Source organism: Sphingobium sp. TKS (genome assembly GCF_001563265.1).
GTDB lineage: Bacteria > Pseudomonadota > Alphaproteobacteria > Sphingomonadales > Sphingomonadaceae > Sphingobium.
Genome location: NZ_CP005083.1, coordinates 795,477 through 813,899, shown reverse-complemented (window position 1 = coordinate 813,899; position 18,423 = coordinate 795,477). Strand labels below are relative to the sequence as shown.

The window sequence follows — 18,423 nt, the reverse complement described above, 5'->3', positions numbered from 1 at the left end:
TGGATCAATGCACCGTCGGCTTCTCTGTGAGGATGCCGTCAAGCATCTGTCGCCGTGCACGAGTGCAAGCCAACACGGTCTCGTGAATCTCGGTCTCCATGATTTTGGTCAGTTCGCGTAGGTGCTTGAATGTCGTGTCGAGCTTGGTGCGATCATCGGCGTCAGGGTCACGCTCCACGAGTTCGCAGATGCCGCCCATCATCGCGCGCAGCTCGGCGAGATGGCCGATTGCGCCATGTGCCCGTTCGGGCAGATCGATGATATCATGACCGTTGAACAGACCTTCGATAAATCCATCCAGTTCCTCAAGACGGATCAGCCCGTAGCGCCCGAGATTTGCGGCAGTAGGGTCCATCGACACGCGTGTCAGCCTGAATGGCTGGCTGCGCTTCTGATGCCGGGTCAGGCCATTCCAAAGGCCGTCGATCAGAGCGCCAATCAGTTCGTTGGCTTCGTCCATGCTGTCGAACACGGGCAGCTCGCCGCCCCACAAATCCTGAATCATCTGCAAGGGCGAGGCCGATAGCTCCGGTGTTGCGATATTGCCCAGGAACCGAGTGCGCACTTCGTGGAATGGCACAGGGCAGTCGTACTTCTCGATCAACGCCTTCACGACTGCATCGCCGGGAAGCTTGGCCTTCTTCTGCTTCATACCTGCACCGAATATCCGAAACCAACACTGCTGATAATCTTGCAGTCAGGGCGACGACAAGGCCCGGATCGCGCTCCAACACTATGGAGCACGAAAACCATGACGAAAATCACCGAAACCTGCATTGAGCCGTACCTCGACAGCTTCATGCGCAGCTTTACCGAGGCGAATTACAAGCCCGAAACGATCAAGGGATACCGGAATCTGGTCCGCAGACTTGGACTGGCAATGGATGAGGCCAGCGTCGCACCATCGGCCTTAACGCCCGATCTTGCGGAAAAGCTGGGCCGGGCGGCAGAGCCGGAGAGCACAGGAACGATCCGCCTTTACAGCCTGGGACGCAAGTTCGGCGCGCACCTGATCGAGATCGGCGTTGCCAAGCCGGCCGTTCCGACCGTCGCAGAGGCCGCCCGCGCCGAACTGCTGGCCGACTTCGAAACCTATCTCACCAAACAGCGGGGCCTCAGTCCGCGCAGCATCTACCACACGCTGCGCTTTGCCGACCGCTTCATGGACCACCGCTTCGGTGCGGACATGATCGATCTGACCGGCCTTCGGCCCGTTGACGCCGTCGGGTTCGTTCAACACTTGCTGTCGCGGGGGCGGCCATACCGGGACAAGAGTGCAGTGACGCATCTGCGCACGTTCTTCCAGTACCTGTTCGCACGAGGCATCACCGCGACCAACCTTGCCCTAAGTGTGCCCAGAGCAGCGACGGCCCGCGACAAGCGCCTTCCCCGGCATCTGCCGCCTGAAGGCGTCGAAGCCGTGCTCGACTGGGTTCGCCGAAATCCCCGGCACGGCGTTCGCGATTACGCGATGCTGCTGCTTATGGCGCGGCTCGGGCTTCGCGCGCCGGAAATCATCAGGATCGAACTTGGCGATATCGACTGGCGTTCAGGCGAACTGACGGTGCGCGGCAAAGGCAAGTTGCATGACCGTGTGCCCATCACCCCCGAGGTCGGCGAAGCCCTAAGCCGGTACCTGAGGGAGGAACGCGGACCGACCGACTGCCGGACCTTGTTCGTCACCCAGCGAGCACCGCATCGACCGTTCAAGAATAGCCAGATCGTCAATGCCCTGATCAAGGATGCGCTCGATGCGACCGGTCAGAAGCCCGCCACGCCCTATGTGGGGTCGCATGTTCTGCGCCACAGCCTTGCCACGCAACTCATAAATCATGGCGCTTCACTCGACGAGGTCGGCGACATGCTGCGCCACCGGTCGCGCGGTTCCACCATGATCTACGCCCGGCTTGATATCGAAGGCTTGCGATCCATTGCCCAGCCCTGGCCAGTGGCGGGAGGTGCACAATGAGCCTTGCCAGCCAGCTTGACCGCTATCTCGCCGTTCGCCGTAGCCTCGGCTATGACCTCAGGACTTCCGAACGTGTGCTGCGCCGCTTTATACGCTTTGCCGACGATACGGGCGCGAAGCATGTCGATCCCGACCTGTTCCTGCGCTGGGACGCCAGCCAGCCTATTGCCGGGTCATCCACCCGGTCTGCCCGGCTCGGAATGGTGCGGCTGTTCGCTCTTTGGTTGAGCAGTGTCGACCCGGCGCATGCAGCGCCGCCGCGCGGGTTGTTGCCCGACCGCACAACGCGCAAACGGCCATACATCTACAGCGAAGCCGAGATCGGGGGCATCATCGCAGCGGCCAGTGAACTGCCTTCCACCTACGGGATGCGTGGGCTGACATGTTCGACCTTCTTCGGCCTGATCGCTGTCACGGGACTCAGGATCAGCGAAGCGCTGGCGCTGGATACCGACGACCTTGATGCAGCAACCGGAGTGCTGCGTGTCCGGCATGGCAAGCTGGGAAAGGAGCGCCTGCTGCCACTCAATCCGACTGTCGTGGACCGGCTGACCGCCTACACGACCGAACGTGACCGGTTGCTCGGTCGCGCGCCCGGGCAGCTCTTCGTCAGATGCAACGGTGACCGGCTCAGCGAATGGTCGGCGCGGGCCAGCTTCGCACGGGTCAGTCGAACAATCGGGCTGCGGGAATACTCGCGGTTCAAGCTGCACGGGAAAGGACCACGCATACATGACCTTCGTCACACCTTCGCGGTTCGGACCATGATCGACTGGTATCGCACAGGCAAGGATCCGGCACGCGAGATGATCAAGCTGACGACCTGGCTTGGCCATGCCAACCCTGACCACACGTTCTGGTACATCGAGGCCGTGCCCGAACTGCTGGAACTGGCGATGGCGCGCGCCACGCGCCTTAGCGGGGAGGCTGAGCAATGACCGCCATGACCTTGCCCGCACTGATCCAGCGCTTCTTCACCGACCGGCTGTGCGTCCAGATGGAAGCGAGCCGTCATACCATCGCGAGCTATCGCGACACGTTCCGCTTGTTGCTGCGCTATGCCGGCGCACGACTAGGCAAACCACCGGTCGCTATCACAGTCGAAGATATCGACGTCGATCTGGTTGCCGACTTCCTCGCCCACACCGAAGCGACGCGCGGCAACTGCGCCCGCAGCCGCAATACCAGGCTCGCCGCAATCCGTTCGTTCTTCCGCTACGTCGCGATGACCGACCCCACATGGATGCTGCACTGCCAGCGCATCCTCGCGATGCCCAACAAGCGCTATGTAAAGCGTGCCGTCACGTTCCTCGATGCGAGCGAGATCGCCGCCCTGCTGGCGGCACCGGATCGCTCGACATGGGTGGGAAAGCGCGATCATGCCCTGCTGCTGCTCGCGGTGCAGACGGGCCTCAGGGCATCGGAACTGATCAGCTTGCGAAACAGGGACGTCGTACTTGGCACCGGTGCACACGTTCGTTGCATGGGCAAGGGACGAAAGGAACGGTCCACACCGATCAGGCGGGAAACGGCCAAAATCCTGAAGGCGTGGATCGGCGATCATGGCGACAGCGATCTGCCAATGTTCCCATCAATCCGTGGCGAACGGCTCAGCCGAGACGCGCTCGAACATCTGGTGCGTAAGCATTGCCTGACGGCATCGCGCACATGCCCAAGCATCGGCGCAAAACGGGTCACACCGCATACGCTGCGCCACAGTACGGCGATGAACCTACTCCACCATGGCGTCGATCAGGCCGTGATCGCGCTGTGGCTCGGTCATGAATCGGTCGAAACGACGCAGGTCTACATCCACGCCGACATGCGCTTGAAAGAAAAGGCACTCGCGCGCGTCGCCGCTCCGGATGTGCCGACAGGCCGGTTCCAGCCCGACGATCATCTCCTCGCGTTCCTCGAAGGGCTCTGATTATGCCGAGGTGCCGCATGGTGGATGGCCGGAAAACAAGGTCTTGGCCAACGCCATGCGGCATAATCCGGGTTACGGCATTATGCGACAGCTCATGGGCGAGCGTCGCGTAATAGTGATCGAACCCGCCAAACAGGCTGACCAGCGGCATCGTGACGCGATCCGCAGTCGGTTCGTAATAGGCTTCGCAGCCTTGGTGGCGCAGGTTGACGGGGATGGCAGCGAAGAAGGCGTCGAGCTCGGCTTCGCGCCCGTCAGGCTCGACCAGTTCCAACGTCGCGGCCGGATGAAAGCGCTCGGGCAGACCTTCGACCTGATCGGCATTGAAGACCGGATAGGCCTTGAGCACCCGGCGGGCTTCGTCGGTCTTTTCGCCGGTATCGGGCGCTTCCACCTCTTTGGTGTAGCTCTTGTAGAAGATCGCGATGGTCGACTTCTCGCCCTTGCGGACCTGGGCGCCGAGCGATTTTGCCTGGTTGTAGGTCATCCAGAACGGCGAAGCGTAGCCGCACATGTCGGCGACCATCCAAAGCCAGAACACGTTCATGCCCCGGTACGGAATTCCGCAGGCCCGCAAGGGCCGGGAGACCGGGACACCGCGCCACGGCTTGATCCAAGGCTTCGTGCCTGCTTCCAGACGGGCGATGATTTCCTGGGTGATGCGGGTGGCTGGCGACAAGCCGCTGCCTTGCCCCTTGCGATAGGCCATGATGGTTCTCCTGATTGAGGCATCTGGACAGTCGGCGATGGGCTCGCCGGTCAGTGCCACAGGTCCCCGAGCCCCCTCTGCTCTGCTTCCAAAAAGGAAGCGGCCCTCCGGCGTAAGCCGAAGGACCGCTTCTCGAGGTACGAGTGGCCTTGCCTGTCAGGAGGAGGTCAGGCAGCCAGCTCGCGGGGGGTATGAGTTTCGTCGTCGACACCCGGCTCAGCGTCATCTGCGTCGATGTGGGCTTCGCCCGCCTCCGGCGCAGCGGAGGCGAAGCGCATGACCTCAGGCACCCAAGCCAGGGCCTTTTCGCGGACCTCGACCTCGGTGATGTAGGTGCCGGCGAAGACGCGCTCGGCGCTCATCGCGAGGTCACCTTTCTTGACCGAGGCAAAGCGCGAGGAGAGCTCGAGACCGCCGACGTCGGTCAGCGCGTCGAGGATCACCTGCTTTGGCACTCGGTCGAAGTAGTTGGCCGCAGTCGGTCGCCACCACTGCGCCATGTCGACGCCGATCAGGCTGCCGAGGTGGTCCTGGAAAGGCAGCTGACGCTCGCCCGCCATGTTGAGGCTCGCCTCCAGCGACCGGGCAACGACATAGCCTAGCCATGCGGCGCGGCTGTCATTGGGTAGCGCCCGGAACAGGTCGAATCGGGACGTCGCATCGGTGCCCGCACGCCAGCTTTCGTCGAGACTGGACCTGAGCTCGGCGAGCGCGCTGCTGGCCGGAGCATCTTTGGCTTCGAAGCCGATGATCGGGCCTGCTGGAACAGGCGCGCGCAGCGTGGTCGCGGCCCGCGCCCGCCAGTCGTGCGTGTCGGCATCAGCCAGCGTGAAGACCATGACGTCGAGCGCAAGCCCGGGATCAGAGGCAACATGCAGTGCCAGAACATCGCGGCGCTGCATGGCCAGTTCGTCGACCAGACGCTTGGACAAGGTGGTCCGGCGCCTGTCCGAACCGTCATCGCCCGGAATGACTTCGATCCCGCTGTCGGCTTCAGCGGGTTCAGTCTGACGCTCGCCGTAGAACACCGGCTGGAGAACCGGCGTGCCATCGCGCGAGAGCACCAGGATCATACCTGCTTCGGCCTTGAGTTCGGCCGCGATGACGGGCGGCCGGGCCCGGATTTCCTGGCGTTCGCGTTCGATGGTCTCGATTGCCGCTTCGGCCGCCGCCACGGCCTCTTCGGCGCTGTCCTCGTCTTCAAGGATTGCCGCGTGCTCGTCATAGGAGACATCGAGTTCGTCGAGCCTCGCCACTTCCGCTTCGGTCAATGGCGCCGGTTCGGCAGGAAGCCGGACCAGCCCCTCGACCAGATCGTGGCTGGCATAGGGATCGAGCGTGGGTTTGACCCAGGCGAGGCCCTGCTCGGCGGCGAGGGCTTTGGCCTGCTCTCCCATCTTTGTCGCCGCGAGGCTTTCGAGCAGCGCGACGTCGACCCAGGATTCGCTGTCATCGTCATCGAACAATTCGCGTTCGATGCGACCGCCGGCGGCCATGTAGGCGTCTCGGCCAATGAGCCTGGCTCGAGGGTCACTGCCCCGGACAGTCCCCGAGAGGACCATGCGCCGGATGCTGTCAGGATTGGGCGCGTAGTAGGCCGAGGAGACCTGCTCGAAGACACGGGCCTGGATTTCCTGGTCGGAAGTCGCGCCAAAGGCCTTTGCAATGTCGAGAGTGATTTCGCCGGAGGCCAGCGCTTCGAACACGACGGGCGAAAGCGTTGCAAGGCGCAGACGGCCCTCGACGAAGCGAACGGTCAGGCCGAAACGGCGCGCAACGTCTTCGACCGTCGCGCCGCCAGTAACAAGCGTTGCAAAGGCCTGGGCTTCGTCGGCCGGGTTCATGGCGAGGCGGTGGAAGTTCTCCGCAAGGCTGGTCTCGACCGCGGCCTCAGCGCTGTCTTCGAGCACGAGGCAGGTGACTTCGTGATCGCGGGCGAGGATCTTTTCGTCTGCCAGCGCGAGCATGGCGCGGCGACGCCGCTCGCCGGCTTCGACCTCAAACTTGCCCTTGGCGGCGGGCCTGACAATGAGGTTTTGCAGCAGGCCGCGGGCTGAAATACTGGCCTTGAGTTCGGCATCCGCTGCTGGGTCACTATGACGGCGGACATTACGAGGCGATTGAACGAGCTTGTTCAGCGGAATCAACTTGATCATGGGACACACTCCTGATTGTGAGCCCGGTGCATCGATCTTCGACGCCCAGATGGCTCAATCAGGGCAAAGCCCACTCCCCTCTAATGCGCTTGTCGCGGGTCCTTCAGTAGACAATGACGATGGCGATCGCTGAGACAACGCGGCACAAATCTCAATCCCCCAGTTACGAACCGCCCGATGCCGAGTGCCAAAATTGTTGCTTATTCAGCTGCTAATTTGCACTTCAACACGTAGCGACAGTAGGGAAGATCGATGAAACTGCATGCCACTCAGTGACGCCGTATACGTCGGTCGCCCCGACGCGATTAATCTCGAGCCAGATGGCGTAGGCATTGTCGATCTTGACGATGCGCTTTCCGCTGCCGCCAGCGACGCGACCGAGATCACCATTCTGGGTGGCTACTACGATCACGTATGGCTCCTCGACTTGCTGCGAAAGCTGCCACGGGCGCGGCGGCGGGACTGCCGGGTGCGAATCGCAGTCGGTTCCGACGCGACCATCACCCTGCCAAAAGTGTGGGAGCACATGCGCGGGGTCCAGAGGGAGCTGCGACGGATCGGTTACCGCTCGATCGAAATCGCCATTGTCGGACGGTCTCCTGTCCACTTCCACACGAAGCTTTTTCGTTTCCTAAGGACTACCCGCCCCTATTGGTTCATCGGTTCGGCGAATCCCGGCAGCGACCGCCACGAGTTGATGCTGCGCCTATCCGGGCGTCACGAAGAACTCTCAAACTATGTTCAGGCGGTCTTCGACGCCGCACAGTCGGTCGATGATCCCGTGCCTCGTCGGCAACGCCCATCTACGATGCGCGACTTCTTCCTAGACGGGGTTCTCTGCCACAAGCCTCCGCACCAGCAGCTCTTCACTTTCGACGCCTACAAGCTGTCGCCCGAAGATCGTCGGCGAATCGACCTCCGTATCGGCGATGTAAGTGGAGTAGAACATGCCAGTCCCCGCACGGAGGGCTTTGGGTTCGGTCTGCGCAGCGCGATTGGGATGATGGAAACGGATCCAAGCGAAATGGAGGATGTCGCGAGCCGTGTTCGCTTTCGCGACCACGGAATGGATACGCTGTTCGGTCTCTGGATGCCGTCCGCCTACGCCGCCATCATCCAGGCATCTGTGACGGAACGCGAAACGGCCATCGGGGAGAGGCTCCGTGCAATCGGACGTCGGCTCGCCGACCCAGCCGGACAGCAGGCGGCCCATACCGCCTTTTCCGGATACATAACGTCAATGGACCGCTATCTTCACGAACTTGACATTGAGCCTAAGCCGATCCGCGATCGCGACGCCGCGTTTGCCCGCTTCCTGAAGTCCCGGACGGACGGCCTTTCCAAGGATTCTTTCCTGTCACGTCACGCACGTGTGATGACGATAGCCCCCATGTTCGACGTCTGGCAGGATCCTGGCGTCGCCGCTCAATTCGTCCAGAGCTTTTTCGACGATCTGGCATGGCGCGCCACGCCGACGATATCGCGCAAGCCGCGGATTGTGCGCTCGTTGCTCGATGGCCTCGGAGACGATGCCGTTTGGCAGACATCGGAGGATCTGCAGGCAGCTTTTGAAGATAGGCTCGAAGCCGACCCGTGGGATGAAGACGAATGGCAGTAAAAACTGACGCTATCGCGCTGACGCCGACCTGGGAAGCGTACACCGGGTATGCCGAGACCGCCGGACCATTCGAGAACCAGGTTCTATACGCAATGTGCCGAGACAACCCGGCGCATGGTGACCCCTATGTGACCGCAGGCAAGATCACTGCGATCGGCCGCATTTACGCGGCGGCGCCTGAACGAGGGGCCGGTTCAGGCCGCGAGCCGGGATCGCTTTCGCAAGCTATCGCAGTACGTCTGGCGAATTCACCGCTGGATGATCGGCTGAACGCGATCGCCTTCGCTGAGCGCTTCTCGAAAGCGAACATAGGGCAGATTGTCGAAGCGCACAGACTCCTAGTGCAAGAGGTAGCGCTTGCGACGCGCGGGTGGTCAATTTCGGGCGATGACGGTGCATGGTCTCCGCGAAACCAAGCTTCATTCGCATCGAAATATCTCCATTTCCACAGGCCGAATGCATTTCCAATCATGGATTCGTACGCAAAAGCGGGCCTCGCATGTGCCGGTTTGAAAGGGCCATTCGGCACATACGAGCAGTTCTGCGCTGGCATCGCTCGTCACGTAGAGGGGCAAGACCTGAGCTGGACACCGCGCAGCATCGATACGCACCTTGTAATTCGGGGGCGGGCCCATCTCGATCGAACAGGCTCGCTTTGCCGTCAGTGCGGAGTTGAGTTCGTAAGGCGACCGCGCAAGGCGAAGGCGGTGGTGCTAAACAGCGGCTAGGAACCGATTAGTCTCCCGCTGGTATCCAACGACGTAAGTCTGAATCGTTAGGCCCAGGGCCTCCATCCACTGCATTGCTGGCATCTTTAATGGTCGGTAATGGCTGGATTTGGCCGCAGCAGCCAATATTCACCGGTTGAGGGATGGCCTAGACTGAGCGGGATCCAATCCTATTTGCAGGAGCGAGGCATCTGCCGGTCACTATAGAAAATCCCTCAGCCTAATCTACTCAGGGCGATCGGGCTCAAGCCAATCGAGCGGGACAAGCGCGTGGTCGCGCCATTGCTCGGCAAGTACCACGTTATCAAGGTCACCCCATACATCCTCGTCGGCATGGTCGAGGACGATAACCTGAAGGCGTCCGTTGGCGGCTGCCACCTGCTCCCCAAGCAACGCGAACACTTTACGCACGGCTTCGACGTCTTGGTCGCGCCACGTCACTGGATCGGCCTTTCGATCGCCGGCTGTCCGGCGTGGAAAATAGACCTGACTAGGCTGATCGTAGATCAGCAATCCGGGAACGGGGTGATGGGGCAGCGACAGGAAAAAGGTCTGTAGCGCGAGGGTAAGCGCAACGTGATAGGCAAGCCAGTTCGCGCCGCTGCCGATCTCCCATAAATAGTCGTCCCGGGTCCCGCGGATCACCTTCACCGTCAAGTCCTGGATCATCAGACGGACCGGCGCTTCGGGCCATTCGGCATCGAGCCGCGGTATCAGCCGACCGGTGGTCGCTTCGATGCTGTCGATCGCATTGCGGAGCTTCCGCTGGATCTCACCTTCCGAGACTTGCCGCTGTAATTCTGCGATCTGCGCCTTGAGCACATCAATCTGCTGGCGAAGTCCGGCGGATTGATCGGTCTTGTCGTAGAGCTCAAGCGCCTGTTCCAGCCGCCCAAGGAAACGCTCCATCCGGTCGAACCGGTCGATCGCCTGCTTAGCCTGCTGTGAGTTGCGCTCCAGAAGCCCGATCTCACGCTTGATCTCGTTCAGCCGGATCAGCGAGGTCTCTGCCTCTGCACGCAAACGCAATATCTCTTTGTCAAGCGTATCGGACACACTGGGATGGGTTCGTAGACGAACTTCGATCGCAGACAGCGCGTCGCTCAGTTGCTCGACCTTCTCGCGGCCGCCTTCACCAAGAATCGCAACGACGTCCTCGGGGCGATCCTCGGGGACGAGTTGCTTGAGCCATTCGGAGATCGACAGGCGATCCCGCTGGATCCGCAGTGCGCTCCCGTACGCGTCGCTGCTCTCGATCAGACGGCGTAACTCACTCAAGCGCTGGCGACGCTGCGTAAGTTCGGCAGCGACCTTGCTCTCTTCGTCGCGCAGTTCGCGCAGCCGCACCAGGGCAGCGTCGATGCCGGCAATGGTCGGATGAGCCGCCTCGCTATTGGACGCTACAATTCCGCGCAGCAGATCTACGATGTCGGGCCATTCAGTCGGGATTACCTGATCTGACGGCAGCAGCCCGAATTCGATAGCTTGGCGGAGCCACGACGTCGCTTCCAGCCTCCATGCATTTCCGGCCGTCACGAGCGCGCGCAGGTCGATCTCACGGCGCCGCAGAATCCGATTCAACCGGTCGAGCTCATGGCGTGCCTGAAGAACCTCGGCTGTCACGGCCTGCAGGATGTAGGGAAAAATCGTCTTCAGCTTGTCGCGATGCTCGCTGGTATCCGCTTTGAAGAACATGACGTCAGGGTTGGCGACGATATTCTGCGGCTGGAACGTGAACGCCATAAGGTCGCGAAAGCTGGGGCGCGACTGCGAGGCGGCGTCGGAATCGGGATCGAAACCGAGATTGGTGAGGCCGGCCAGCCGGTCGAGCACCTTCTTAACGTTGCCCTGGGTATTATCCTTACCCTCAATCCGGTGCGGGACCTCGATCGTGTCGGCCTCGATCAGAACCATGTCGCCGGTACTCTGCTGATCCCCGGGCTCCCTGCGCGCAAGCAGCTTCTGCCCTTCAACCGTGTCGATCACGATGCCGAACCAGCTGCAATTCTCTCGAATGACGCCGACTGGGATCGCGCATTTGTCGGAGGCTAGGCAATAGTCGATGATCGGAATGACCGCGGATTTGCCGGTCTTCGAAGCGCCGCTGATGACGTTCACGACGCCTGGATGGAAATCCAGCTCGCGGGGCTTTTCGTCGGTGCGTGGCCAGAGGATCAACTTGAGGAGCTGGAAATACATTAGAAGTCGATCCTCAAGGTTGAGGCGATCTGTGGAAGGCCGAGCTTGGAAAACCAGTAGCCGATCTTGTCGGCAGCGCTCGAAAATCCTTTCAGCCGTTCAGGGATGGAGGGCTTCTTCACATCGAGAAGATCGAGCGGATATCCGTGCAGCAGCGCGGAGCCATGATCGATGCGAATGAGCCGAGATGTCGATGCGACGCCGATCGACTGGAGGCTGAGCTGCCTCAGCAATCGTGCGCGTGAGTGGAGTTCAACTAGGGCTTCGCGTTCGCGGTCAAACTTGGCTGCGAATAGGGTTAGACCGGATGCTTTCCTAGTTGATGTGACGGCGTCAAACGTCTGCCGGTGTAGGAGCATGGGCAGCACGAGGAAAGCGAGCAGGAACGGCGCGGCCTCGGCGGCACCATCCTCCTGATATCCCAACGTGAAATTCCAGATGAGATAGGCACCGATAGCAGGATTCTGAACGAGGTCGAGTTCGGTGAGGTCTGCGCTTGCGAAGGCCGTCATTCGGGGGCGTCTCCCAGAAGCGAATCATAGTCCGTGTGCCACCCTAATCGGCGGCGATCGGCTAGATCATTGAAACAGCCGTGGACGAAATGTCCTGGTACCACCCGCCCTTCGAGCGGGGCCTGATGCTGGGCGCACTGACGGTAGACCAGCCGCCCCTGAACCGCTGCAGATCGGGCAGAATGAAGATCTGAGATATCGCCCCGGATCATGGCATGCCGCCTAGCAAGATCATCGTCCCAGGTATCGAGGCTGCCGGGAAAGATCACGCCGCGATCAGCCCAGTCGGCCTTGTCAGCCGAAGCCCGCAGATAGTCGCTGACGGCACGCAGTCGCTCTTCGTCATTGGCTTCGATGAGCTCGAGCTGCCGGATGAAGGTCGGCCTAGTTGAGGCGATGTCGGCCACCAGGTCGTCGCTTGGCACACCGCCGAACGACGTGAGCAGGCCAGGCATATTGTTTTGCCGGACGAACGCGTGAAAATCGCGCCGGAAGGCGTCTGCATCCAGTATCGGACGCTCGCCCCGCTGAATGAGACGGTCGAGCGCCTGCTTGGCCTGTCCGATACCGGACTTAATAAGGACGTCGATTTGGTTCTCGCTGATGACCGGTAAGAGAACGGCCCGGATCACATCGAGGGGATCTGCCCCTTCCGACTCCAGTGCAAACCGCGTCACGATCGCCATCTGCTGTTCGACAGGCGCATCGAGAAACGGCTGGAGATACTCGGCGCAACTAGGCACCGTCTTCAGTTTCGCCAGCTTGGTCCGAACGACCTTCAACGCAGCCTCGGCGGTAGCGACGTCGTCAGCCGCCGACAACGCCTGCACGAAATCACCCTTTTTCTGCGGCGTCACATACAGGCGGTAATTGGTAAAGCCCGCATCGATCTCTTTGCCGACTAGCATGGCTCGCCAGTTCTCGAACGTTTTCCAGAGATCGCTGGCCCAGTCAGACACCGGGTTTTGCCGGAGCGCACTCTTGGTCTGCTCCAGCAACAGCGTGCCGTCCGCATGATGGACCGCAACGTCGTCCTTGAACTCCAGAGATACCTTAGCGCCTTTCGGGCTTGTCAGCAGATGATAAAAGACCCGCACTGGCTGCAAGGCAAAGCCTAGATATTGCCCAGCGGCGCTGTGCTTGGCAGGTTTCATCTCCGCATTCATCCGCTTACCCCCTTGTGCGCCATGCTGTTGAAGTTGCCCTGCAAGGTCAAGAGAACATGGCTAATCTGGGTGTGGGCCTTCCCGATGTAAGTTGTGACGATCTGCTTTCTTCAACGGCGATGGAAATTCGTCCTGTTAAATCTCGCGAACAACGACTGAAATGGCGCTTGCGGAATTGACTAGGCCATTGCTGGGTGCCTCACATTGGTGCGGATTGCTGTCGGGCGCTCCAGCAAGTTAGAAGAGCGTGTCTGGGTAGGTACATCCGTTCTGGTTCTGGTGCTGGCGTGGGGCGGCCTCACTTGGGCGGCAATTGACATCGCCGCTGCGAGACCAAATGTGTCGGTGGACGTGCCGAACAGCGAACACTATCCCGTTCCGCGATGTTCCACCTTCATTGCACGAATAAGCTGCTCAATCGGATCAAACCGGATATCGTTACCGCTGGGCAAAGCGACACCGTGCTGGGCAACTGGTACGCAACCATCCTGTTCTGGAAGCCGCAAGTGGCTTTGCTGGTTTCTGAGCGAACGCTGCTTCCAGTGCTTATGCCGCTGGCCCCAGCGGCCACACTCGCTCGGCGATTTCCCGCGCAATTGGCGCTAGTCCTGAAAGAGCACGGCGCCCCAAGCGAATTCATTGCCCAGGAAGTCTGGCGGATGGACAAGGTCCAGTACGCAAAAACTGCGAACCGGAGCGTCGTGGGCATCCTCAATGAGTTCGTTCGGCAGGCCGAGTTTTGGTTGGCCGCCTATGCCTATGAAAAGGGCGAAGATGATGACCTTCTGGCGATATCCGCCAAGCTAGCGGAGACACCATGTAGCCCACTGTACAAGGGCCCGATTTCGCCGGACAAGGCCCTCCATGAACTTGTGAAGGCTGGTGCGTAGGCATGATCCTGCTGGCTGCCCAGTGCGCACCGAGATCCTACAGCAGTTGGCCGGAAACCCAACTCATGCGCTCAGACAGGATCGATGGGCAAGTCGATGACGCGGAACACAGCCCCTGAGCCGGCATCACGCACGAGATCGACGCGCGTCCCATTCCAGTGATAGTCGAGGTGTCGCCCCTGGAGCGGATTTGACGCGCGGTCCGGGTAGAAGAGCGCAACGCATTCTCCACCGGGATTCCGAATGCTCGGGTAGGCAATCCCGTCCGATCCCGAGCCCCTGAGGTGCCGCGCCAGCGCTTGGGAGGCGGTGTAGCTGTCAGGATCGAGCGCCGGATCCGGATTCCCCGCCAAAGTTCGGAGATCATGCAAGTTCGCATCGACCGACATGGCGATCTCTCGGAACTGCGAGGTCCAGCCAGGCGTTTCCTTTGTCCGTTTCATGAAGCGGGCATGGTGGTGGATTGTCTCGAACAGCGCAGTCTCGAACCTATCCCCGACATAGAGCACACCGTAACTGCCGTCGGTAAAACGACTTGGCCGGTCGGTGCTGACGTGGGTGAATGGCGCCATTAGGTAGGAAGCACCGCCGCCGCCGACGCGGCGGTCAGCAGGCACGAGGTCGAGGTTGCCAATCGTCGCCATGATGCGGGGATTGGTCTTCTGCTCTGCCGAGATCAAAAGCGGCCAGTCCGCGGGATCAGCGATATCTTCGAACAGGTCGATCGGTGGAAAGGCACTGCGGATGATCCTGACAGCGCCCTTCCACTCAACTCGGGAAACGGGGATATCCGCTATTCCGCTCACCAGCCACCGCGCTCGGCGTCGAGGTAGCGACGCACCCGCATGATGTCGGTGAGTTCACCCCCGAGCATCACGTCGAGAGCACTAACTCCACCGAACGCATCGTTAGCCGCCCTGAGCCATGAATAGCCGCGGGTTGCCTCCGAAAAGATGATCCGAAGCGCTTTGTGGATGCCCATCAGGTTGGAGAGGCGCGCACGCCCATCGCGCGAAACGCGCCCAGGCCCTTCTGCCTTCCAGCGCCGATAGGATCGAACCGGCATGTCGAGCAGGGTTGCCGCCTGCTCGTCGGTCAGTTCCCATTTGCCGAACAGATTGAGGACTGCCCGGAACATGGCAGCTGCCTCATCCTGGGTAATCGGATCGGGACGGAAGGCGGTAACGGAAGTATCAACGGGTTGCAGAGCCAGCATGGCAGTTCTCCATATGGCATCATATATGGCAAATAATGCCATTTGGCAAGGAACTCTGCCCATCATGCCAGTCTGGTAATCACGCTCGCCGCGCCCTCGATCGGCACGAAGAGCCGGGTCTGATAGCGGATGATCTCGGTAAAGCAGCCTTGGGCCTTGTACCAGTCGAGCCGAGCAGCACTCCATCCCGTAAGCTCAAGTCGCTGTGACCCATTGACCAGGCTGCGCTTGACCATAAGCAGCTCGCGGCCCGCGAACTCCATGGCCCTCCCCGTTGCCAGGACGGTCTGGACAATGTCGTCGGCGGAAAGCGTTTGCTCGCGTTCCAGACCCAGCGCTCGGCACAGTTCGGGCACACAATGGGCGGGAACCTCGCGGCCAAGGAGCGAACGGCCATCCGCCGCCGAGATGCGACTAACCCTGACGAAATCCGAAGGGAGCTTGTCCCAGACCGGAAGCAGTAGGCCCGTCGCGAGATAGAGGCGCTCGCGCTTGTGGCTGGTCCTCGCCTCTTCCACCTCGGCGACCCAGGCCTCGCGGAAAATGTCGACGGAGATCCCCTCCCAGCTGCTCTCAGCGAGCTGATCCTCGGTGATGTGGCTGCGCTTCATCGGGCGAAGCAATTCGAAGCGGAAAACGCGGGTGCCGTCATCAGCAAGAATACTGCGGGCAGGCACGAGCAAGGCGACCCGACTTGAGCGGGCGTTCCGAACCGGCCGCTGTCGCTGGCCATTAAGGCCGTGAAGCTCCTCAAGCCGCTTCAGGGTGAGCGGCTTCAAGGCTCTGGCGATTTCCAGTTCCAGCAGATGGGTGGTCGCGCCCGATGCCGGATCGGTGCGCAGCAACGTGTCCGACAGGATCGTGAACTCCTCGACTGCGATGGTCTCCAGGCCGAGGTCGAGTGTGCCGGCCTGCCGCGCGGCATCGATGCGCGCTTCGACCAGTCCCATGAACTCATCGAAGATCGCGTTCTGCAGAGCAATGGGAAGCGCCAGGATGCGATTGAGCCACCGCTGGATCGACGGCAGGTCATCGACCATCGACCCGTCAGGCGCTTCGATCCGGAGGCCTGTCAGCTCCTGGAAGCGCCCGAGACTGACCGCTTCGAGCTTTGCCGTGAACAATAGGCCGAACCAGCGGTGGAGCGCCTCCTTGGCGTAGATGCTTTCGAGATTGTCGGCCGGATCGAACAGGTTTTGCCCGCCGGTCTGGCGCTGCCCGCGCGTCAGAGCTCCCAGGCTGTCGAGGCGCCGAGCGATCGTCGAGATGAAGCGGCGCTCGCCGCGCACATCTGTCGTCACGGGCCTGAACAGCGGGGCCGATGCCTGGTTAGTGCGATTGGTCCGGCCGAGCCCCTGGATTGCGGCGTCAGCCCGCCAGCCCGGCTCGAGCAGGAAGTGGACGCGGCGGGCCTGGTTCTTCGCGGCCAGATCGGCGTGGTAGCTGCGCCCCGTTCCTCCGGCATCGGAGAACACCAGGATGCGCTTGGCACCGTCCATGAATGCCTGGGTTTCGGCCACATTGGCGCGCGGCGAGCGGGATTGGAGTTTCTGGCGACCATCGCGGCCGACGATGAGCCGACGTGTGCGACCGGTGACTTCCGCCACTTGGTCAACGCCGAAGCGCTCAATGATGGCATCGAGCGCAGTAGCAATCGGCGGCAGGGCGCAGAGCTGCTCGATCATCCGGTCGCGCGCGGCCAGCGCGGAGCGGCAAAGCACAGGTGCGCCTTGCTGGTCACTCATCGGCTCGGACCGAGGGTTGCCGTTTTCGTCTGTGAACACTGCCATCAGGCGGACAGGAAAGCTCTTGGCGAGATAGTCGATCACGTATTCTTTGCAGTCGCAGTTTATGTCGAGCGTGGCGGCGGGAGGCGCAGGTTTTCTTCGGTTTTCCATGATTTCACTCCAGATAATTGCCTGAAAAGGTTGAATGCTGGGGCCGTTAGGATTGTCGGCACCGCTGGAATGGTGCAGGTTGTAGAGAATCCCGGAGGCAGTCGTTCGTCGCTTTCAATCGAGGTCCCGATGCAAGGCTGTCCGCCATGGAGATCTGCCATGCCGAGCAAACTGCCCAAGCGCTCCATTACCGTTTTTCTCGCAGGGATTTTTCTGGGCTTGCCCGGCGTCGCGGGCGCAGTGACATTGACGTCATTGAAGGGCATGGATCTCGAAGGAAGCTATGGCTCGTATGCGCCGCGTGGCGATTGCTCTCGAGGGGCGAGCCTTGAGATCAACGAAACCGGTTTTACTTTCAAAGCGTCTGGTCAGACTGTAAAAAGCACCCGGTTTGAGTACGCGGCTTCGTTTCTTGGCCCGACCTATGAGAGCCCGATCCGAAACTAAGTTGAGTGGTATCAGTGGGTTAGAGCCCGAACCGAAAGTTGTTGAGCAATACCAGCATGTTGTGATTCACGCCTCTTTGCGAAGAGAAGGAGTGAATGGTGACATGGACTGGTATTGCCCGGCGTGAGCATAGCCGGGAGGGATTGCGATATCCATCGGATATGACCGATGCGGAGTGGGCGCTGTCAGCGCCATTCGTTCCTCCGGCCAAGCGCGGAGGCCGACCTCGAACGGCAGACATGCGCGAAGTTTTGAACGCGATACTCTACATTGCCGCGAGCGGGTGTGCGTGGCGACTTTTGCCCAAGTGCTTTCCGCCGGTGTCGACGGTGCAGCGCTACTTTTACGCCTGGCGCGATGCCGGTCTGTTTGAAGCCATCAACACCGTGCTGGTTATGAACTTGCGGGGAATCGAAGGACGCGAAGCCTCGCCGAGTGCTGGAGTGATCGATAGCCAGTCGGTGAAGACCACTGAAAGTGGCGGAATTACGGGCTTTGACGCTGGCAAGAAGGTCAAAGGCCGCAAGCGGCACATCCTGACAGACACCTGCGGCTTCCTGATCTTCATTCTCGTCCACACCGCCGACATTCAGGATCGCGACGGTGCTGTCGATGTGCTGGCCGCTGTTCGCACGCGGTTCCCCTGGCTGCGCCATGTGTTCGCTGATGGCGGCTATGCCGGCGACAAACTACGATCCGCTCTCGTCGGCATGGGCAGGTGGACAATCCAGATCATCAAGCGTTCCGACAAAGCCAAGGGCTTCGAGGTGCTACCACGCCGATGGGTTGTAGAGCGAACCTTCGCATGGCTTGGCCGCTGCCGACGCCTTGCCAAGGACTGGGAAAAGTCCATCGCGTCTTCAACCGCATGGGCACTCATAGCTTCAATCCGAATGCTCACGCGCCGAACCGCAAGATATTGCTGGAATTGAGAAACTTCTGAATCAGGCACTTAGCTTGACGACCCGCCCAGTCGTTGATTCAGGGG

At 60.9% G+C, this 18,423-nt stretch carries 16 protein-coding genes and 1 pseudogene; 8 read left to right on the top strand and 9 right to left on the bottom strand.

Translation table 11 applies throughout. From position 1 onward, the window contains the following. Positions 1-4: 4 nt before the first annotated feature. A complete protein-coding gene (locus K426_RS04135) occupies positions 5-652 on the bottom strand; it encodes a hypothetical protein (RefSeq protein ID WP_066554117.1) in 648 nt (215 codons plus the stop codon). A 99-nt stretch (positions 653-751) separates the two neighbouring features. On the opposite strand from K426_RS04135, the gene K426_RS04130 reads away from it, so the two are divergent. The 3 genes from K426_RS04130 to K426_RS04120 are packed head-to-tail and all read left to right on the top strand — an operon-like array spanning position 752 to position 3,896. Beyond that, positions 752-1,969: a tyrosine-type recombinase/integrase gene (locus K426_RS04130; protein ID WP_066554115.1), complete on the top strand. Its 1,218-nt coding sequence runs from the start codon at positions 752-754 to the stop codon at positions 1,967-1,969. Further along, positions 1,966-2,907, top strand: coding sequence for a tyrosine-type recombinase/integrase (locus tag K426_RS04125; RefSeq protein ID WP_066554113.1), 942 nt, complete (start codon positions 1,966-1,968; stop codon positions 2,905-2,907). The genes K426_RS04130 and K426_RS04125 overlap by 4 nt, the downstream gene beginning before the upstream one ends. After that, positions 2,904-3,896 (top strand): tyrosine-type recombinase/integrase, encoded by a 993-nt coding sequence (locus K426_RS04120; protein ID WP_066554111.1) that lies wholly within the window; start codon positions 2,904-2,906, stop codon positions 3,894-3,896. The genes K426_RS04125 and K426_RS04120 overlap by 4 nt, the downstream gene beginning before the upstream one ends. An 82-nt stretch (positions 3,897-3,978) precedes the next feature. On the opposite strand, the pseudogene K426_RS30155 reads toward K426_RS04120, so the two are convergent. Then, positions 3,979-4,605 (bottom strand): annotated as a pseudogene (locus K426_RS30155) (ArdC family protein); the annotation flags it as partial. A 167-nt stretch (positions 4,606-4,772) separates the two neighbouring features. Next, positions 4,773-6,761, bottom strand: coding sequence for a ParB/RepB/Spo0J family partition protein (locus tag K426_RS04110; RefSeq protein ID WP_066554108.1), 1,989 nt, complete (start codon positions 6,759-6,761; stop codon positions 4,773-4,775). A gap of 262 nt (positions 6,762-7,023) precedes the next feature. Between K426_RS04110 and K426_RS04105 the strand changes: the two genes are divergently transcribed. Continuing rightward, positions 7,024-8,379, top strand: coding sequence for a hypothetical protein (locus K426_RS04105; RefSeq protein WP_066554101.1), 1,356 nt, complete (start codon positions 7,024-7,026; stop codon positions 8,377-8,379). Continuing rightward, on the top strand, positions 8,370-9,107 hold the full coding sequence (locus K426_RS31170; RefSeq protein ID WP_145907178.1) for a hypothetical protein: 738 nt from the start codon (positions 8,370-8,372) through the stop codon (positions 9,105-9,107). The genes K426_RS04105 and K426_RS31170 overlap by 10 nt, the downstream gene beginning before the upstream one ends. 225 nt (positions 9,108-9,332) lie before the next feature. Here K426_RS31170 and K426_RS04100 read toward each other — a convergent pair whose 3' ends face one another. The 3 genes from K426_RS04100 to K426_RS04090 are packed head-to-tail and all read right to left on the bottom strand — an operon-like array spanning position 9,333 to position 12,984. Beyond that, positions 9,333-11,306 (bottom strand): DUF3732 domain-containing protein, encoded by a 1,974-nt coding sequence (locus K426_RS04100; RefSeq protein WP_066554099.1) that lies wholly within the window; start codon positions 11,304-11,306, stop codon positions 9,333-9,335. Then, entirely contained in the window at positions 11,306-11,818 is a 513-nt protein-coding gene (locus K426_RS04095) for a three component ABC system middle component (protein WP_066554096.1), read from the bottom strand. The genes K426_RS04100 and K426_RS04095 overlap by 1 nt, the downstream gene beginning before the upstream one ends. After that, a complete protein-coding gene (locus K426_RS04090) occupies positions 11,815-12,984 on the bottom strand; it encodes an ABC-three component system protein (protein ID WP_066554087.1) in 1,170 nt (389 codons plus the stop codon). Before K426_RS04090 ends, K426_RS04095 begins: the two co-directional genes overlap by 4 nt. A 383-nt stretch (positions 12,985-13,367) precedes the next feature. Here K426_RS04090 and K426_RS04085 point away from each other — a divergent pair, with 383 nt between their 5' ends. Then, on the top strand, positions 13,368-13,874 hold the full coding sequence (locus K426_RS04085) for a DUF6933 domain-containing protein (protein ID WP_066554084.1): 507 nt from the start codon (positions 13,368-13,370) through the stop codon (positions 13,872-13,874). A 71-nt stretch (positions 13,875-13,945) separates the two neighbouring features. Here K426_RS04085 and K426_RS04080 read toward each other — a convergent pair whose 3' ends face one another. From K426_RS04080 to K426_RS04070, 3 genes are all read right to left on the bottom strand, one after another. Continuing rightward, positions 13,946-14,680, bottom strand: a complete 735-nt coding sequence (locus K426_RS04080; protein WP_066554081.1) for an RES family NAD+ phosphorylase — start codon at positions 14,678-14,680, stop codon at positions 13,946-13,948. Beyond that, positions 14,677-15,090, bottom strand: coding sequence for an MbcA/ParS/Xre antitoxin family protein (locus tag K426_RS04075; protein WP_066554077.1), 414 nt, complete (start codon positions 15,088-15,090; stop codon positions 14,677-14,679). Before K426_RS04075 ends, K426_RS04080 begins: the two co-directional genes overlap by 4 nt. A gap of 62 nt (positions 15,091-15,152) precedes the next feature. After that, positions 15,153-16,835, bottom strand: a complete 1,683-nt coding sequence (locus tag K426_RS04070; RefSeq protein ID WP_237230033.1) for a strawberry notch C-terminal domain-containing protein — start codon at positions 16,833-16,835, stop codon at positions 15,153-15,155. Positions 16,836-17,147: 312 nt separating this feature from the next. On the opposite strand from K426_RS04070, the gene K426_RS32400 reads away from it, so the two are divergent. Further along, positions 17,148-17,435 (top strand): hypothetical protein, encoded by a 288-nt coding sequence (locus K426_RS32400; protein ID WP_237229941.1) that lies wholly within the window; start codon positions 17,148-17,150, stop codon positions 17,433-17,435. Positions 17,436-17,530: 95 nt separating this feature from the next. Continuing rightward, positions 17,531-18,367 carry an IS5 family transposase gene (locus K426_RS04065; protein WP_066554072.1) on the top strand — a complete coding sequence of 279 codons (837 nt, stop codon included), beginning with the start codon at positions 17,531-17,533 and terminating at the stop codon, positions 18,365-18,367. Positions 18,368-18,423 lie beyond the last annotated feature (56 nt).

Excerpts from the sequence above, each read along its gene's own strand:
- K426_RS04135 (WP_066554117.1), bottom strand. The coding sequence starts at position 652 with ATGAAGCAGAAGAAGGCCAAGCTTCCCGGCGATGCAGTCGTGAAGGCG.
- K426_RS04130 (WP_066554115.1), top strand. The coding sequence starts at position 752 with ATGACGAAAATCACCGAAACCTGCATTGAGCCGTACCTCGACAGCTTC.
- K426_RS04125 (WP_066554113.1), top strand. The coding sequence starts at position 1,966 with ATGAGCCTTGCCAGCCAGCTTGACCGCTATCTCGCCGTTCGCCGTAGC.
- K426_RS04120 (WP_066554111.1), top strand. The coding sequence starts at position 2,904 with ATGACCGCCATGACCTTGCCCGCACTGATCCAGCGCTTCTTCACCGAC.
- K426_RS04110 (WP_066554108.1), bottom strand. The coding sequence starts at position 6,761 with ATGATCAAGTTGATTCCGCTGAACAAGCTCGTTCAATCGCCTCGTAAT.
- K426_RS04105 (WP_066554101.1), top strand. The coding sequence starts at position 7,024 with ATGCCACTCAGTGACGCCGTATACGTCGGTCGCCCCGACGCGATTAAT.
- K426_RS31170 (WP_145907178.1), top strand. The coding sequence starts at position 8,370 with ATGGCAGTAAAAACTGACGCTATCGCGCTGACGCCGACCTGGGAAGCG.
- K426_RS04100 (WP_066554099.1), bottom strand. The coding sequence starts at position 11,306 with ATGTATTTCCAGCTCCTCAAGTTGATCCTCTGGCCACGCACCGACGAA.
- K426_RS04095 (WP_066554096.1), bottom strand. The coding sequence starts at position 11,818 with ATGACGGCCTTCGCAAGCGCAGACCTCACCGAACTCGACCTCGTTCAG.
- K426_RS04090 (WP_066554087.1), bottom strand. The coding sequence starts at position 12,984 with ATGAATGCGGAGATGAAACCTGCCAAGCACAGCGCCGCTGGGCAATAT.
- K426_RS04085 (WP_066554084.1), top strand. The coding sequence starts at position 13,368 with ATGTTCCACCTTCATTGCACGAATAAGCTGCTCAATCGGATCAAACCG.
- K426_RS04075 (WP_066554077.1), bottom strand. The coding sequence starts at position 15,090 with ATGCTGGCTCTGCAACCCGTTGATACTTCCGTTACCGCCTTCCGTCCC.
- K426_RS04070 (WP_237230033.1), bottom strand. The coding sequence starts at position 16,835 with ATGAGTGACCAGCAAGGCGCACCTGTGCTTTGCCGCTCCGCGCTGGCC.
- K426_RS32400 (WP_237229941.1), top strand. The coding sequence starts at position 17,148 with ATGCCGAGCAAACTGCCCAAGCGCTCCATTACCGTTTTTCTCGCAGGG.
- K426_RS04065 (WP_066554072.1), top strand. The coding sequence starts at position 17,531 with ATGGTGACATGGACTGGTATTGCCCGGCGTGAGCATAGCCGGGAGGGA.